General features: G+C 70.6%; 14 protein-coding genes. 7 read left to right on the forward strand and 7 right to left on the reverse strand.

Annotation, left to right across the window (positions count from 1 at the left end):
* Positions 1 to 33 precede the first annotated feature (33 nt).
* The 3 genes from JYK02_RS25160 to JYK02_RS25170 all read right to left on the reverse strand — a co-directional run bounded on the left by JYK02_RS25160 (position 34) and on the right by JYK02_RS25170 (position 1,926).
* Positions 34 to 474: a hypothetical protein gene (locus tag JYK02_RS25160; protein ID WP_207054641.1), complete on the reverse strand. Its 441-nt coding sequence runs from the start codon at positions 472 to 474 to the stop codon at positions 34 to 36.
* Between the two features lie 119 nt (positions 475 to 593).
* Positions 594 to 986, reverse strand: coding sequence for an aspartate 1-decarboxylase (gene panD / locus JYK02_RS25165; protein ID WP_120547611.1), 393 nt, complete (start codon positions 984 to 986; stop codon positions 594 to 596).
* Positions 987 to 1,083: 97 nt separating this feature from the next.
* Positions 1,084 to 1,926: an LEA type 2 family protein gene (locus tag JYK02_RS25170; protein WP_207054642.1), complete on the reverse strand. Its 843-nt coding sequence runs from the start codon at positions 1,924 to 1,926 to the stop codon at positions 1,084 to 1,086.
* A 137-nt stretch (positions 1,927 to 2,063) separates the two neighbouring features.
* On the opposite strand from JYK02_RS25170, the gene JYK02_RS25175 reads away from it, so the two are divergent.
* The 6 genes from JYK02_RS25175 to JYK02_RS25200 all read left to right on the forward strand — a co-directional run bounded on the left by JYK02_RS25175 (position 2,064) and on the right by JYK02_RS25200 (position 9,317).
* A complete protein-coding gene (locus JYK02_RS25175) occupies positions 2,064 to 3,554 on the forward strand; it encodes an alpha/beta hydrolase (protein WP_207054643.1) in 1,491 nt (496 codons plus the stop codon).
* A gap of 14 nt (positions 3,555 to 3,568) precedes the next feature.
* Positions 3,569 to 4,303 (forward strand): ABC transporter ATP-binding protein, encoded by a 735-nt coding sequence (locus JYK02_RS25180; protein WP_207054644.1) that lies wholly within the window; start codon positions 3,569 to 3,571, stop codon positions 4,301 to 4,303.
* On the forward strand, positions 4,300 to 5,472 hold the full coding sequence (locus tag JYK02_RS25185) for an ABC transporter permease (RefSeq protein ID WP_207054645.1): 1,173 nt from the start codon (positions 4,300 to 4,302) through the stop codon (positions 5,470 to 5,472). The genes JYK02_RS25180 and JYK02_RS25185 overlap by 4 nt, the downstream gene beginning before the upstream one ends.
* A gap of 108 nt (positions 5,473 to 5,580) precedes the next feature.
* A complete protein-coding gene (locus JYK02_RS25190) occupies positions 5,581 to 6,654 on the forward strand; it encodes a DUF2804 domain-containing protein (RefSeq protein ID WP_207054648.1) in 1,074 nt (357 codons plus the stop codon).
* A 99-nt stretch (positions 6,655 to 6,753) separates the two neighbouring features.
* The gene (locus JYK02_RS25195; RefSeq protein ID WP_207054650.1) at positions 6,754 to 8,163 is read left to right on the forward strand and encodes a tail fiber domain-containing protein; all 1,410 of its coding nucleotides are present in this window, start codon (positions 6,754 to 6,756) and stop codon (positions 8,161 to 8,163) included.
* A gap of 86 nt (positions 8,164 to 8,249) precedes the next feature.
* On the forward strand, positions 8,250 to 9,317 hold the full coding sequence (locus tag JYK02_RS25200) for a zinc ribbon domain-containing protein (protein ID WP_207054652.1): 1,068 nt from the start codon (positions 8,250 to 8,252) through the stop codon (positions 9,315 to 9,317).
* Here JYK02_RS25200 and JYK02_RS25205 read toward each other — a convergent pair.
* The 4 genes from JYK02_RS25205 to JYK02_RS25220 form a co-directional block, all read right to left on the reverse strand.
* A complete protein-coding gene (locus JYK02_RS25205; RefSeq protein WP_207054654.1) occupies positions 9,309 to 10,667 on the reverse strand; it encodes a DUF6986 family protein in 1,359 nt (452 codons plus the stop codon). The genes JYK02_RS25200 and JYK02_RS25205 overlap by 9 nt on opposite strands.
* Positions 10,664 to 11,311, reverse strand: a complete 648-nt coding sequence (locus JYK02_RS25210) for a DUF3226 domain-containing protein (protein WP_207054656.1) — start codon at positions 11,309 to 11,311, stop codon at positions 10,664 to 10,666. The genes JYK02_RS25205 and JYK02_RS25210 overlap by 4 nt, the downstream gene beginning before the upstream one ends.
* On the reverse strand, positions 11,311 to 12,453 hold the full coding sequence (locus JYK02_RS25215) for an AAA family ATPase (protein WP_207054657.1): 1,143 nt from the start codon (positions 12,451 to 12,453) through the stop codon (positions 11,311 to 11,313). Before JYK02_RS25215 ends, JYK02_RS25210 begins: the two co-directional genes overlap by 1 nt.
* Before the next feature lie 134 nt (positions 12,454 to 12,587).
* A complete protein-coding gene (locus JYK02_RS25220; RefSeq protein WP_207054658.1) occupies positions 12,588 to 15,140 on the reverse strand; it encodes a M1 family metallopeptidase in 2,553 nt (850 codons plus the stop codon).
* A gap of 218 nt (positions 15,141 to 15,358) precedes the next feature.
* Between JYK02_RS25220 and JYK02_RS25225 the strand changes: the two genes are divergently transcribed.
* The gene (locus JYK02_RS25225; RefSeq protein WP_207054659.1) at positions 15,359 to 16,462 is read left to right on the forward strand and encodes a hypothetical protein; all 1,104 of its coding nucleotides are present in this window, start codon (positions 15,359 to 15,361) and stop codon (positions 16,460 to 16,462) included.
* The last annotated feature ends 114 nt before the right edge of the window (positions 16,463 to 16,576 follow it).

Here is a 16,576-nt window from a genome sequence, read left to right on the forward strand (position 1 = left end):
TCCTTTGGGCCGCGATGCGCGCGGCCGTCGTCTCTAGTAACCCCGTTCCGCCAGGTACAGGTCCACGAGCGCGCCTTCTTCGTACCAGGCGTGTCGCATCTCTGACTTGAACCACCGCGAGTCCGGACGCGCCGAGCGCACCTCCAGCTTCACCCGGTTGGGCCCCGTGTCGATGACCGCCGCGCGCGCCTTGCACGCCGGGCCGGGGTCCTCGCCGAAGCCGCCCTCCAGGCACACCTCGTCCCCCACCGCCAGGCGCCGGGCGTACTCACTGGCCAGGTAGAGGGCGTCGTCACAGCCGCCGCGCACGGAGGACTTTCCCAGCGCCGCGCAGCGGTCCTGCGTGGGCGCGCGGATGACGGGCACGTTGGAGCTGATCGCATCCTCGTCGTTGGGGTCGCGCTGATACGGGCCCACCTGCTTGCAGCCCGCCACCGCCACCAGGGCCGTCAGGCCCACCCACGTCCACCTCATCGCGTCATCGCCTCCGGGACGCGCGCCGCCGCGCACCCGCGCCTGCAAGGAAAGGGCGGGAAGCATGGCAGACAGGGCAGGGGGCGGCAAAAGGTGCCGCCGGGGGTCTACAGCGTCCCTTACGCGATACGGCGCGCGGGCCCGGGGATTTCCTCGGTGACGCCAGGGACAGCCCGGTTCTTGCCGTCCACGAAGACGACGGTGGGCTTCCAGTGGGCGACCTCCGCCTCCTCGACCTCCGCGAAGGTGGCGAGGATGACCAGGTCGCCCGGCTGGTTGAGGTGCGCCGCCGCGCCGTTGATGCAGATGACACCGCTGCCGGACTCGCCCTCCAGGGCGTAGGTCTCCAGGCGGGTGCCGCGCGTGACGTTCCACACCGCGACCTTCTCGAAGGGCAGGATGTCCGCCGCCTTGAGCAGGTCCTTGTCGATGGTCACCGAACCCTCGTAGTCGAGGTCGGCCTGGGTCACCGTCGCGCGGTGGATCTTGGACTTGAAGAGGATGCGGCGCATGGGGGGCCCTCGGGAAGCGGCGCAACCGTAACGGCTCCCCTGCCCGGGGACAACATCCCCGGTGTCCCACGCACCGCCCGCCTCCCTGCACGCCCTCCTACTTCGTGAAATTCACGAACTGGCTCAGGTTCAGGGGCACGGACTGCGCGTCCGACGTCAGGTTGCCCGTCAGGCTCACCTGCGCGTTGCCGCCCGAGCGGAGCGCCATGGCCGCGGACGCGGCGCTCGCGAAGTTGATGGTGAGCGGCAGCGTCACCTGCTTGGTCCCGCTGCCGTCCAGCATGCCCAGGTTGCCCGTGGACAGGTTGCCCACGTTGGCGCCCGCCACCTTGAGCGCTCCGGTGATGCCCGCCACCGGCAGGGGGAAGGCGTTGCGGTTGGTGATGGCCAGGGGGAACTCCACCGTGGCTCCGCTGATGGTGATGTTGGTGATGCGCGGCGACTGGAACTGCACCTGGGGAATCTTGGGGACGGGGAACGTGCCCTCCTTCTCCAGGGGGAACTTCAGCACGCCCAGCGGCGTCTGGATGCCCAGCGAGCCCTGCGCCTTGAAGGCCGCCGCGTCCTTGTTGAGGAACGTGGTCACCACCGGCGCGATGTCCGCGAACTTCACGTTGGCGGGGAAGACAATCTGGCTCTTGCCGTTGGACTTGAGGTTCAGGCCCTCGCGGGGCTTGCCGGCCACCAGCTGCTTGCCCTCCACGAAGAAGGCGTAGTCCACCGACGCCAGCTTCAGGCCCAGGCTGTTGGGGTTGTCCAGTTCATACACCAGGTCGACCGTGGCGTCGGACAGGGAGGCGTTCGCCAGCCGGGCCGTCTTGAACTTCAACGTAGGCTTCTTGAAGGCCCCGTTGAGCAGGCTCTGCAGCGCTGCGCAGCCGGAGAGCGTGGTGAGCGAAAGGGCGAAGAGGACCAGGAACGCGCGTTTCTGTTTCTTCATGGGCATGGGCGTAGCAGAGGACGCCCCGCGTTCGCGCGGATTCAATCGCCGCGCGTGTCGGGGCTGTGGCGGGTGCACCTTCGGCACGCCAATGGTATGCGCCAGGAGGACTCCCCCGTGCTGGAGGTTGGCCCCTCGTGACAGGTGGTATCTTGTCTCACCCCCTCGCGCTGGCGGTGCTGGCGGCGCTGTCACTCACGGGCTGCTCCCAGGCCGGGTCCGGCGCTTCGGGGACGGCGCCCTCGCGGCAGATGGCCCTGAAGCCGTGCCGGCTGGACGGCGTGGCGGCGCAGACGCTGTGCGGCACGCTGGAGGTCTTCGAGGACCGGGCCGCGGCGAAGGGGCGGAAGATTCCCCTGCGCGTGGTGGTGGTGCCCGCGCTCGCGTCGCAGCCGAAGGAGGATCCGCTGTTCTTCCTCGCGGGCGGCCCCGGGCAGGCGGCGTCCCGCACGCGCATCCTGCCGGCGCTGGAGCGCATCCGGCGCCAGCGCGACATCGTGTTCGTGGACCAGCGCGGCACGGGGGACTCGCACCCGCTGGACTGCGAGGCGCTGAACCCGTCGCGCACGTCGCTGGCGGAGCGCTTCGAGGACCGCGAGGACGCGGACGTGATTCCCCAGTGCAGGAAGGGCTGGGACGCGGACGAGCGGCTCTACACGACGTCCATCGCGATGGACGACCTGGACGACGTGAGAGCGGCGCTGGGCTACCGGCAGGTGAACCTGTGGGGCATCTCGTACGGGACGCGCGCTGCGCTGGTGTACATGCGCCAGCACCCGGACCGCGTGCGCACCGCCATCCTGGATGGCGTGGCCCCCATGGGGCAGTACCTGCCGCTGTACGCCGCGCGCGACGGCCAGCGCGCCCTGGACCTGCTGCTGGACGCGTGCGCGAAGGACCCCGTCTGCGCGAAGGCGTACCCGGACCTGCGGGCGCGCACGGAAGCGCTGCTCACGAAGCTGGAGGCCGCGCCCGCGAAGGTGCGCCTGGCGCACCCGCGCACGGGCGTGATGGAGGACTTCACGCTCACCCGGCGCGTCTTCCTGTCGGAGCTGTTCTCGTTGCTCTACAGCCCGGACGTCGCGTCGCTGGTGCCGCTGATGCTGGACCGCGCCACCAGGGATGACTGGACGTCCTTCGTCGCGCTGTCGCTGGGGCTCACGGACGAGGTGGCCCGCACCACCAGCCGGGGCATGTTCCTGGCGGTGGTGTGCGCGGAGGACGCGCCCTTCTTCACGGAAGAAGATGCCGAGCGCGAGGCGAAGGGCACCTGGTTCGGCCCGCGCATGGCGCTGGACGTGAAGCGCGCGTGCGCGAAGTGGCCCCAGGCGAACGTGCCCAGGAGCTTCCGCGAGCCGGTGAAGTCGGACATCCCCACGCTGCTGCTGTCCGGCGAGCTGGACCCGGTGACGCCGCCGCCCTGGGGCGAGCAGGCGAAGGCGACGCTCACGCACAGCCTGCACGTGGTGGTGCCGGGGCTGGGGCACAACACGGTGGGCGCGGACTGTGCGCGCTCGCTGATGGCGGAGGTGCTCACGCGCGGCAGCGTGGAGGGCCTGACGCCGGACTGTGGCGCGGGCCTCAAGCGGCCGCCCTTCTTCACCTCCTTCGCTGGCCCCGTGCCGTAGGACTCCACGCGCCCATGATTGAAGCCAGGAACCTGCACAAGCGCTTCGGCTCCGTGACGGCCGTGCACGACGTGACCTTCACCGCGGAGGACGGCGTCATCACGGGCCTGCTCGGGCCCAACGGCGCGGGCAAGACGACGACGCTGCGCATGCTCTACACGCTGGTGCGCCCGGACGGCGGCACCGCCACCGTGGACGGCGTGGACGTGGCCCAGAAGCCGGAGGTGGCCCGTCGCGCGCTGGGCGTGCTGCCCGACGCGCGCGGCCTCTACCCGCGCCTCACCGCGCGCGAGCACGCGCGGTACTTCGGCGAGCTGCACGGGCTGTCCGGCGCCGCGCTGGACGCGCGCGTGGAGGAGCTGGTGGAGCTGCTGGACATGAAGGACATCGCGGACCGGCGCACGGAGGGCTTCAGCCAGGGCGAGCGCGTGAAGGTGGCGCTGGCGCGCGCGCTGGTGCACGGGCCTCGCAACGTGCTCCTGGACGAGCCCACCAACGGCCTGGACGTGATGGCCACGCGCTCCGTGCGCACGCTCCTGCGCAAGCTGAAGGCGCAGGGCTGCTGCGTGGTGTTCTCCAGCCACGTGATGCAGGAGGTGGCCGCGCTGTGTGACCGCATCGTGGTGGTGGCGCGCGGCCGGGTGGTGGCGGACGGGACGGCGGACGCGCTGCGCGCCTCCACCGGCAAGGACAGCCTGGAGGAAGCCTTCGTGAGCGTGATTGGCAGCGAGCAGGGGTTGCGCGAATGAGGGGCCAGGTCGGGACGGTGCTTCGCAAGGAGGTGCGTGACCACCTGCGCGACAGGCGCACGCTGGGCTCCGCCATCCTGTGGCCGCTGTTGGGCCCGCTGGTGTTCCTGGTGATGTTCAACGTGATGGCGTCCTGGTACCGGCAGGACCGGCCGCTGGAGATGCCCGTGGTGGGCCGCGAGCACGCGCCCAGCCTGATGGCCTTCCTGGAGCGCTACGGCGCGAAGTTGTCGGAGGCCCCCCAGGACTACGAGGCGCTGGTGCAGGCCGGGAAGCTGGACGTGGTGCTGGTGGTGCCGGAGGACTACGCGAAGTCCTTCGCGGACGGACACACCGCGGCGGTGCGGCTGGTGGTGGACAGCTCGCGCAACAAGGCCCGCCAGTCCGTGCAGCGCGCGCAGCGGATGCTGGGGGCGTACTCGCAGCAGACCGGCAGCCAGCGCCTGTTCGCGCGCGGCGTGTCCCCGGAGCTGGCGGTGCCCGTGCGCGTGGATGAGCTGGATTTGTCCACGCCCGAGCGCACCGCGGCCACGGTGCTCACCACCATCCCGCTGTTCCTGGTGATGGCGGCGTTCGCGGGCGGCATGCAGCTGGCCAGCGACACCATGGCGGGCGAGCGCGAGCGCGGCTCGCTGGAGCCCCTGCTGCTCAACCCCGCCCCACGCGGCGCGGTGGTGACGGGCAAGTGGCTGGCCACCTGCGCCATGGCGGCCACGGGCGTGCTGTTGTGTCTGGTGGGTTACTTCCTGGTGGTGAAGCGCGTGCCGCTGGAGGACCTGGGCGTGCGCGCCCGCTTCGACGCGCCGGCCGCGCTGGGCATGCTGGCCGCGGTGCTGCCGCTGGTGCTGGCCGCGTCCGCCGTGCAGATGTGGGTGTCCACCTATGCACGGTCGTTCAAGGAGGCGCAGACGTACCTGTCCCTCCTGATGGTGCTGCCCACACTGCCCGGGATGCTGCTGGCCCTGTCCCCCATCCAGACGCAGACGTGGATGTTCGCGGTGCCGGTGCTGGGGCAGGAGCTGCTCGCGGGCGAGGTGATGCGCGGCGAGTCGCTGGGGCCCGTGCCCTTCCTGCTCGCGCTCCTGTCCTGCGTGGCGGTGTCCGCGGTGGCGCTGCACTTCACCACGCGTCTGTTGACCCAGGAGCGCATCATCTTCGGCAGGAGCTAGCGGGCAGGCACGCGCGGCTCCCGGGCCGGGCCCCGAGTGTCTTCGGGGCGCCGCTTGGGCGCCGTGTTCGCGTGACAGCGCTGGCGAAGTGCCGTCCAATGTTTCGCGATGACGCTCGAGCGTGAACGAGAAGCCCTGCTGCCCTTCGCCCCGGCCTCGGTGGCCTCCACGGCAGGGGAACCGCGGTTCGGCACGTACCAGGGAGAGCTGCCGGAGGTGGACCTGCCCCGGCTGTTGGGGAAGTGGGCCCCGGGGCGCACCACGCGCCTGCTCAAGCGCAAGCGCTGGCACTACACCTTCGTCGCCACGCAGGAGGTGGCGGCCCTCTTCGCGGTGGTGGACCTGGGCTACACCGCCAACGCCTTCGCGGTGGCGGTGGACCTCCAGGAGAAGAAGCCGCTCTGCGACGTGAGCTTCCTGGGCGTGCCCGGGCCGCTCGCGGAGGTGAGCGACAAGCCGGGCGCGGGGCTCGTGGCGGCCTTCCGCACGCTGGGCGGGCGCATGTCCGTGAAGCGCGGCGAGTCCGACGAGCGCTATCAAGTCGAGGTGGACGTCAGCCGCATGCGCACGCAGTCGCTCCAGTCGTTCCAGTGGAACGGCGAGCTGCTGGTGGCGGGCGGCCCGCCGGCCCTCACCGTCATCGCGCCGGTGGAGGGCGACGGCCTGGTCAACGTCACCCAGAAGCGCAGCGGCCTGCTGGCCTTCGGCAGCCTGGAGGCGGGCGGCCGGCGCTTCCGGCTGGACGGCGGCGTGGGCGGCATGGACTACACGCAGGGCTACCTGGCGCGGCACACCGCCTGGCGCTGGGCCTTCGCGGCGGGACGGCTGGCGGACGGCACGCCCGTGGGACTCAACCTGGTGGAGGGCTTCAACGAGGGCACCTCCGAGGCCAACGAGAACGCCGTCTGGCTGGGGGACCGGCTCTACCCCGTGGGCCGCGCGCGCTTCGAATACGACGCGAAGGAGCTGCTGGACCCGTGGCGCCTGACGACCGCGGACGGCGCGGTGGACCTGCGCTTCAAGCCCATCTACGTGCACCGCGAGGAGCGCAACCTGCGCCTCGTGGTGAGCCACTTCGCCCAGCCCGTGGGCTTCTTCGAGGGCACCCTGCGCGTGGGCGGCCAGGAGCTGAAGCTGTCCAACGTCCCCGGCGTCACCGAGGACCAGGACATGCTCTGGTAGCGGCTGTTCTCCTGGAGCGCAGGGCTCTCCGGGAGGTCCTGGGTTGTCTTGGACCCGGTGCTTTGCCAGTGTGAGCGCACTTCACCTGGAGAGCACCGCATGTCGTCCGTCCGAGGAGCTGGGGTCGCGCTGAGCTGTGTCGTGGGGCTGCTGGTGGTCAGCGGCTGTGGCGGTGATGGCGCGCAGGGGCCGGTGGGACCGGCGGGGCCGCCGGGGCCGGTGGAGGTGGGCACCGGGCTGAAGCTCGACGGCGAGTCGGTGAGCGTCGTCTACGGCGACGGGCCCGGCACGGCGGTGGAGGGGAATGATCCGCGCCTCGCCGCCGCGGCCCAGGCCATCCGCAACGGGACGGAGCCGCAGGACGCGTCGTTCGCGGTGGCGGGCACGGGGCAGGTGCGCGGCCGGCTGACGGCGAACGCGGACGTGCTCCTGGACGCGGCTGTGTCCGCCAGCGAGGCGCCGCCGCTCCTGCGCGTGAGGAACACCGTGTCGGGAGCGGGCGAGCCCACCTGGGACAGGTACCGGGTCTTCACGGTGGACGCCGCGGGCGGGGTGCTCGCGCGGGGAGAGCTGGGCTACGGCCTCATCCCCATGACGGGCGCGGGGAGCCGGATGATGTGGCACCCGTTCAAGACGGCCTTCCGCGTGGGATTCGCCGACACCGAGTGGGACGAGGCCAACGTCGGCTTCATGTCCTTCGCGGGCGGCAACAAGACCCGGGCCAGCAACTTCGGCGCCTTCGCGTACGGCGACCAGTGCGAGGCCTCCGGCACGGTCGCGGTGTGCCTGGGCTCCAACAGCAAGGCCCTTGGAAACGGGTCCCTGGCCGTGGGCCTCAGCTCCACCGCGAGCGGCGCCTCGTCCGTCGCCGTGGGCTTCACGACCGTGGCCTCGGGGCAGGGGGCGGTGGCGCTGGGCTACCGCACCACCGCGGACGGGGACTACGCGGCGGCGCTGGGGCAGCGCGCGAGCACGGACGGACGCACGGGGGCCTTCATCTGGGGAGACGCCTCCACCACCGCCATTGTCACGAGCACCGCGAACAACCAGTTCACGGCGCGCGCCGCGGGCGGGTTCCGCTTCCGCACGAACGCCACGCTCACCACCGGCTGTGACCTGCCGGCGGGCTCGGGCGTGTTCAGCTGCACGTCGGACCGGGCCACGAAGGAGGACTTCCGCCGCGTGGACGCGGAGGCCGTGCTGGCGAAGGTGGCCGCGATGCCGGTGGAGAGCTGGCGCTACAGCGCGGAGGCCGAGGGCGTGCGCCACGTGGGCCCGGTGGCGCAGGACTTCCGCGCGGCGTTCGGCCTGGGCACGGATGACAAGAGCATCGGCCTGCTGGACATCGACGGCGTGAACATGGTGGCCATCCAGGCGCTGGCGCGGCGCACGGAGGAGCTGAACGCGAAGAGCGCGGAGGTGGACGCGCTCCGGGCGGAGATGGCGGAGCTGAAGCGCAGCCTGTCGCGCCTGGAGGCCGCCGTGCACGCGAAGGGTGTGAAGCGCTGAGGGCTTGCCGAGCCTTCATGACGGATGCCGTGGGGGCGCGAGGTAGGCTCATCGCGCCCTTTTTTTGTTTCAGGAGGACTCGCCCCATGTCCTGCCCGCACTGTGGTCAGCCGCTTCCTGATGGCCTGTCGTCGCGGACGTGTCCCCACTGCGGCGGGGACGTGAACGCGCCGGGGTCGCCGGTGATGGACGACGTGGCGGACAAGGCCCAGAAGGCGGCGGACTCGGCGGGCCGCGCGGTGCAGGACGTGCTGGACGACCCCAGGCTGCGCGAGCGGCTGCCCGGAGGTTCGCTGCCGCTGCTCGGCTCCGGGCTGGTGGCGGCGGCGGTGGTGGTGCCCGTGCTGCCCTTCTTCGACGGTGGGCTGGGGCTGCCGTGGGCAGTGCTGATGCTGGTGGGCAGCGGCATGCTGGGAGGGCGCGAGTGGGTGGCCGCGGGCCGCACGCTCCCTCCCGCGCTGATGCCCCTGGTGAAGCGGGCCGCGCATCCGGCCTTCCTGCCCATGTTCACGGCGCTCACGGTGACGCAGGCGTTCCTGTCGCTGGAGCTGGGCGTGGCGTCGCTGTTGTGGGTGCTGGCGGCGGTGGTGCTGGGCTTCGTGCAGTGGCGCGCGTTCAAGGCGTCGCCGCTGGCGGAGCCGTCGCTCGACCGGCGGCCGTCGGACGTGCGGCTGAAGCGGTGGGTGTTCGCGGGCGTGGCGGCGTGCGCGGTGGGGCTGCTGTTGCCGTGGAGCACGGCATGGACGGGCTCGCGGGTGCCCACGATGCGGCTGCACCGAGAGCGCGACATCGTCATCGACGACAACTTCGGCTGGGACATCCAGGACCACGACTCGTGGCGGTTCAACACGCTGGTGTTCCCGGCCTCCGCGCAGGGGGCGGGCACGGGGCGCGGCCGGCTGGGCGCGACGGGCGTGGTGCTGGGGCTGCTGGCGCTGGGCGTGCTGGGGTCGGTGCGGCGCGCGCGGGAGGCGCTGCCCCCGGCGGCGCCGGTGGTGCTCGCGGGCCTCATCACCGTGTGGGCGCTGACGGGCCTGTCGTCGCGGCCCGGGCCGTGGCTGTTCCTGCTGGGCATCCTCGCGGTGGACGTGGCGGTGGCGCGCGAGTGGCAGGGGCCCCGGGGCGCGGTGCCTCCGGGGCCGCCGTCAGCGTGACGCGGCCGCGCGGCCCTGGACGATGCCTCGGAAGGAGCGGCTTCGCAGTTCCTCCAGCGTGAGGCCGGTGGCGCGGGTCTCCTCTTCGGTGAGGGCGCCGCAGGCGAGCCCGCGCAGGAAGAAGTTGAGCAGCCCCTGGCCGGTGGCGGCGTCGTCGAACACGTCGCCCAGCAGGGTGGCCTGGGCGGCCTTGTCCACGAAGGCCTTGAGGCGCTGGGACGCCGGCTCCAGGCCCTCCAGGAAGAAGGCGTAGACGGCGGCGTAGCGCACGGGGAGCTGGGCGGGGTGCAGGTCCCAGCCCTGGTAGTAGCCGCGCTCCAGCGAGTGGCGCGTGTGCCGGTACGCCACCTGCCACGCGCGGTGCACGGCGTCGGTGTTCTCGCGCAGTTGCGTGGGGAGCAGCGCGGTGTCGCCCTGCTTGCGGTGGGGGCCCACGGGCATGACGTTGGTGGCGCCGTCGGACAGGCGCACGCCGCTGCCCGCGAGGAGCACCTGCACGGTGTCGCGCAGGTAATCGCAGGCGGGATGGAGCATGTGCTGCATGTGCGCACTGACGTCCAGGGCGGCGGTGTAGTCGTAGACGCCCAGGTGCACGTGGGAGCAGCGGCCCTCGCCGGCCTCCACGAGCGAGCGCAGGTGCGGCCGGCCGCGCGCGTCGAAGAGGGCCTGGGGCGTCTCCACCATCAGCTCCAGCGAGAGCGCGCCGGGGGGCAGGTGGTGGGCGGACTCCAGCTCCGACAGGAGCTTGGCCAGGGCGGTCACCTGTTCAGGCACGGTGACCTTGGGCAGGGTGACGACGAAGGATGGGGGCAACCTGCCACCGGATTGCTCCAGCAGCGTGGTGACGAAGAGGTCCAGGGTGCGCGAGGCGCGGGCGTAGAGTTCTTCCGTGAAGGACTTCACGCGGATGCCGATGAACGGCGGCAGCGAGCCCTGCTCCAGGCCCCTGGCCACTTCCGTGGCGGCGGCGACGGCGTGGGCGTCCTCTTCCGGGTCGGGGCGGTGGCCGTAGCCGTCCTCGAAGTCGATGCGGAAGTCCTCGACGGGCTCGCGCTGGAGCTTGTCGACGACGCGGTCATGGACGCGCTGGGCGAAGCCGCCGCGCTGGGGCAGCCCCAGCCCGTGGGCGAGCTGGGAGCCGTCCGTGGCGTGGTCGCGCAGCGCCGCGAGCGCCAGGTCCCCCATCTTCCGCGCGGTGCCCGCGCGGAAGAGGTGGGCGCCGCCGTACACGGTGTGCACGGGCTGGCGCCGGCCGGAGTCGCCCGGATACGCATGGGCGAACGCCACGTTGGCGCGGCGCAGGGCCTCACGAGAGGCGGCGGAGGCTTCAGGCGTGAGCGTGGTCTTCATGGGGTGGGGGCTTCAGGGGCAGGGATGAACAGGCGCCGCATCCAGGCCACGAAGCGTTGGGCGAGCTCATGGTCCGCCTGGAGGTAGTGTTTGGACACGGCTATTCCCAGTGGTGTTCCAGGCTCCTTCTGCCATGCGAGCCAGGTGTGTATGGTCGCTTTGGTTTGATAGGTGGGTTTGAAGCGCCGAATCGGTAGACCATTCACCGCGTCGATGGCTGCTGGGAGGAGGACGTCGCCTTGCTGGATGATTCGTTGGAGGAAATCTTCAAGAACTCCCCCAATCTGGTTGTCAGGCATTAGCCAAATGCCGATTCGAGGCAGATCATTTTGTGCAGGGATGATGGTGCCATCGGCGTCTGGGAGTTCAGGCAAACGGGTGTAGCCGGAGTACGCTAGGGCATCTCGGAGCGACTGCCACCGAGGACCCAGATCCTCGTCGGCATCGACAACTGCTCCTATGGCCTTCATGCCGAGAACACGAGGCTTGACCTGCAAGGCTTCTCGTACGTTCTCGTACCCGTCTTTGTCCTCAACGGCAAAAAGCCTCTTGTTGTCGAGGCTGTGGTGGTTGCAGATGCGATAAATGACTTCGCGATCGTCCGCGCCTTCAACAAAAAGGACTTGCTCCCGGGCGGAAGTCATTAGCGAACCTCAATTGATTGCCGAGTGATGATCTCCAGGTCTTTCTCATCGAAGATGGCGGTTTTGATGTCGCCATTTACTTGAGCGAGACTGATGAGCATGCCGTTCTCGGCATGGGATGACGCTGCCTTCTGAAAAGCAGAGATGCAGTCCCAGCTATGCGTGGTGGCGAAGACCTGTACGTTGAGTTGACTGGCGGCTTCGAAGATGAACCGCCAGAGTTGTTCTCGAATGGAGTAGTGAATCCCGTTTTCGATTTCGTCGACCAGGAATAGCCCATTCCCAGAGCTCACGAGCCCCAAGGCAAGCTCGAAGATGCGAGTCATTCCATCTCCCATGCTCAGAAGAGGCTCTGGGCTGGACTGCCCCGTCCTGGCGACAAGCGCATAGCGCATGCCGGGCTGCCTGGGGTCTTCAATAAGCGAGACGCGTTCGATGTCCGGGAGGATAAGCCTCAAGGCTTCGACAGTGGACTGCTCGTTGGCTGTCAGAACGATGTTGTCCCAGAGCGTTCCGATGCTTGAGCTGTTGAGGCCACGGACTGGGACGTAGTTACAGACCAGGGAATCCCTAAGCTCAGGATGGGACTTGCGGCGCGCTTCCACGGTCGATGCAGCGATGGCGTCATTTAGCGCGCGAAGTCGGGATCGTCTGGGGGGAGACGAGCCATACCGAATCTCCAAAGCCTCTTCGCTCTGAAGCTCCTCGTAAAATCGCGCATCACCTTCCATGACGAAATGCGAACGGACGTCAGGGTCCTGGGATTGGACTGGGATGACAAGCCGGCCTGATTGGATCCGAAGTTCTTTGTCGCCCTGGAGTGGACCAAGCCTGATCGATTTCGGGCGGTCTTTGGGGGGGCCGCGGAAGAACAACCGGTCGATATCAATCGAAAGGTAAATTTTGTCGCGAAGGGTGCTTCGCTGAATCTCCTGCCTGCGCTCGAGAACTTCCCGAAGTTCCCATGCGGCCTCCAGCCCTGCCGCATAAACCTTGATCGCCTCCAACAGCGTGGTCTTCCCCACGTTGTTCTTGCCGACGATGAGGTTCACGCGGCCCAGGCGCGGAATCTCCAGGTCCCTGAACGCTCGGAACCCCTGGATGCGGAAGGAGGGGAGGATGGGCGCGGAAGGGGGCGGCATGGCGGCGGTGTCCTGGCGCACGCATCGGCGCCGTGCAGTGAACCTCGGGCGCGTCCCGAGGCATCTCGAACCATCCCCAGAACCCCCCGGCCGCGCAACTTCCAGGTGCGCGGCCGGAGGCGTCCTTCAGGGCCTCACGGCCGGCGCTTGATCCACGCGGACACCTCCGGGGCCACGCGCTCGCGCAGGGCCACGTCCTGGGTCAGCCGCTCCAGGGTCTGTGCCGTGGCCTGCTGCGCCTCCGGGATGGGGTTCGCCTGGAGCAGCGCCTTCACCTGCTCCAGGTGCTCGCGCGTGCGCAGGAGGCCCAGGCCTTCCACCACCCGGCGCAGCAGCATGGGCGCCGCTCCCGTGCGCGCCACCAGCTCCTTCCAGCGCTTGCGCAGTTGCTCCCACCAGGCGTCGCGCCCGGCGCGGTTGCCCAGCAGGCCCGTCGCGAAGCTCGCCACGTCCTGCGTCTTCACCGTCTCCGAGAAGAGCAGCGCCTGCGCCCGCTCCGTCAGCTTCGCGTCCTCGAAGGACGTGAGCGCCATCAGGTAGCGCCGCTGCGTCGCCGGATCCGGCTCCTTCGGCATCCGCTGCAACAGGTCCTCGAAGAGCGCCGTGTCGCCCGCGCGCGCCACCATGCCCACCGCCGTGTCCAAGAGGTTCGCGTCCAGCGCCGTCTTGTCCCCCTGGAGCATCCGCTGCACCAGCGGCCGCGCCTGCGCCAGCACCTCCGGACTGCGCGCCAGGCCTCCCACCGCGCGCACCAGCGCCGCGCGGCGCAGCTTCACGCGGTCCGGCTCGCCCGGCGCCGCCTGCCAGCCCAGCTTCTTCAGGCCGCCGCCCAGCAGCCCCTCCACCCACCGGCGGAAGCGCTCCTGGTCCTCGCCGTCCGTCAGCCGGTTCTCGATGTAGCCCAGCCGCCCGACGAGCTCGTCCAGCACCGCCTCGTCCTCCTCGTCCCCGAAGCGCGCCGCCAGGTCCAGGAGGTCCGCCACCGGCGCCTGCCCCGCGCGCACCAGCGCCCACGTGTCCGCCAGCAGCGAGATGCGCTCCGACGGCGCCAGCGTCCCCAGGTTCGCCGCCAGCGCGTCCAGCGCCGGCTTCTCGTACGCCACCCGGTAGAAGCCCGTGGAGCCGCCGTTGGCGCACAGCCACTTCACGTCCCCCGCGCCCTCCAGCGTCACCGTCGCCTCCGCGTCGCGGAAGAGCACGCGCTGCTCCTTCACGCCGCTCGCATCCTCGAAGCGCAGCACCATGGGCACCGGCCACGTCTCCGGGCTCTTCACCCCCGGCTCCGAGTAGAAGCGCCGCTGCGACAGCGTCACCTTGCGCCCCTCCCGCTTCACCGACACCAGCGGGAAGCCGCTCTGGCCAATCCACTTCGTGGCCAGCTCGTTCACCGGCTGCTTCGCCGCCTCACCCAGCGCGTTCCACAGGTCTTCCTTCACCGCGTTCGCGCGCGCGTGCTTGCGCATGTACAGACGGATGCCCTCGCGGAAGGGGCCCTCGCCGAGGAACCCCTCAATCATCCGCAGCACCGCGCCGCCCTTCTCGTACGTAATCGCGTCGAAGCTCTCACCGGCCTCGCCCGCGTTGCGCACCTCCCCGTGGATGGGGTGCGTGGACTTGAGCGCGTCCAGCGCCAGCGCGCTCGCGCGGTGCGCGTCGAAGTCCAGCCACATGCGCCAGTCCGGCCGCCACTGGTCGACAATCTTGAAGGCCATCCACGTGGCGAACGCCTCGTTGAGCCAGAGGTCGTCCCACCACACCATCGTCACCCAGTTGCCGAACCACTGGTGCGCCAGCTCGTGCGTCACCACCTCCGCCACGCGCTTCTGCACGGACAGGGGCGCGGTGGCCGGGTCCAGCAGCAGCGCCACCTCCCGGTAGGTGATGAGGCCGGCGTTCTCCATGGCGCCCGCCTCGAAGTCCGGGATGCCCACCTGGTCCACCTTGCCAAAGGCATACGGCAGCCCGAAGTAGTCCCGCAGCCGGGGCAGCACTTGCAGCGCCGCGTCCTGCCCGAACTTCGCCAGGTGCGCCTTCTCCGGCAGCGCCCACGTGCGCACCGGGACGCCCTCCACCTGCTCCTCGGGCGTGCCCACCAGCGGCCCCACCACCAGCGCGATGAGGTACGAGCTGAGCAGCTCCGTCTCCTCGAACGTCACCTTGCGCAGCGCCCCGTCCTTCTCGTCCTTCACCACGCGGCCGTTGCCCAGCACCGTGTGCCCTTCGGGCACGCGCACCGAGAGCGCCCAGCGGGCCTTGAAGGCCGGCTCGTCGAAGCAGGGGAACAGCCGCCGCGCGTCCGCGGCCTCGAACTGCGTGGCGGCCACCTTGCCCGCCGCGTACAGGCCGCGCAGGCCGTCGCTGAAGTGCCCCGTCCACTGCACGTCCAGCGTGCCGCTGCCCGCGGGCAGGGGCGCATCGAACGTGAGCACCACCGTCTCGCTCACCGGAGAGACGCGCTTGGACGTGGGCTTGCGCACGTCGTTGCCGGCGCGGAAGGTGACGTCGCCCAGCTCCAGCGCGTTGGCGTGGAGGATGATCTCCGTCGTGGGCTGGGACAGCTCCAGCTCCACGCGCTGTTCGCCCGTGAAGGTGTGCCCGTCCAGGTCCAGCGTCACCGTCGCCTGGTAGCGGCGCGGCCGGAGGGTGGTGGGCAGGCGGAAGTTCTTGTCGTCGGTGGGATGCGCCATAGGGGCGGCAATCTAGCGCTGGCCACGCCTTGTGCTCGTGCTCCATTTCCCAGTGTCCGCCGCTTCACGGCGCTCCATGTGGAGGCGGGCGGACGGCTCCGGGAGGTCCAATCGCGCCGTACATCCACCTCCACCGGGCGACACCTCCGTTGGCCACGGAGCAGGGATGTGCCCGCGTGGATGGCATTGGACCGTGGGACTCGCGCAGACTGCCGGGCATGTTCTCGCGTCCCTTCCGAGTGCTTCTGTTGGCGGTGGTCACCGTGCTGGGGCTGTCCGCCGCGCAGGAGGTGGCCGAGCACTGCGTCCAGGGCCTGGAGGAGGGCCTGCGCGTGGCGGCCTTCTGGCGGCTGTCCCCGGTGGAGCAGGGCGTGGTGCACCGGCTGGCGCAGCTGGCCCTCTACACGGGCGTGGGCGCGTTCCTGGGCTTCGTGCAGTCGCGCGTGCTGCGCGGGGCGGGGTTCCAGGTGCCCGGCTGGGTGGGGATGACGGCGGTGGGCGTCGCGGTGGGCCTGGTGGGCTCGGAGGCGCTGGCCGGGGCCCTGGGCGTGTCCCCCCGGATGGCACCCGTGGGCATGGGCCTGGTGCTGGGCCTGGCGCAGGCCTGGGTCCTGCGGCGCGAGGTGTACGGCGCCGTCGTCTGGGGCGTGGCGTGCGTGGTGGGCTACGGCATGGCCGGGCCAGTGGCGGACTGGAAGCTCCAGGCCTGGAAGACGGCGATGCTCGAGAACGCCACCGGGCGCCTGTCCTCCATCGTCATCACGGCGCAGACGATGACGTGGGTGGCGCTGGCGCTGAGCATGGTGATTGGCGGCCTGTTCATCTTCACCAGCCTGCGCGCGCAGGTGCTGCCCGCGGCCGGCTCGCGGCTGCCCGGCGCCATGGGGCAGCTCACCTTCCTGGGGCTGGCGCTGCCGCTGATGGTCGCGCTGGAGGCCCGGCAGAGCGCACTGGCGCCGAAGGCAGGCCCGGGCTGCGTCCTCAGGAGCATCCCCGTCCACGACCCCGAGCCTGCCCCGGCGCCCGTCCGGACCCGACGCGCCCCGAGCGAGGAGGGTTTCAGCCCCGGCTGCGCGGGCAGGGGCTGCGGGCCGGCGCGGACCTACGAGGCGCCTTCGCAGCCGCCGGCCGTGCTCCCGGACCACCGCCAGGCGCGGACCGTCCACGACGAACACCTGTTCGTGCTGACCGCCACGGAAAAGCTCCAGGTGCCGGCTTCGGGCCGGCGGTGGAACAACCGCGCGAGCACCGAGGCCGAGCCCATCAACGCGGCCTCCGGGGCCGGAGCCGACCAGGGCTCCCCGGCCCACGTCGAGTTCTGAAGCCTTCAGGGCGCGCGGTTGCCATGGGTGGGAACTTCCTTGCCCACCTGGTGCCGAGGGGTGTGCGCCATCCGTCGTGAGGTGGACACGCGCCACGCCGCGAGGGCCGGGCAC

The organism is Corallococcus macrosporus, from assembly GCF_017302985.1.
GTDB lineage: Bacteria > Myxococcota > Myxococcia > Myxococcales > Myxococcaceae > Corallococcus > Corallococcus macrosporus_A.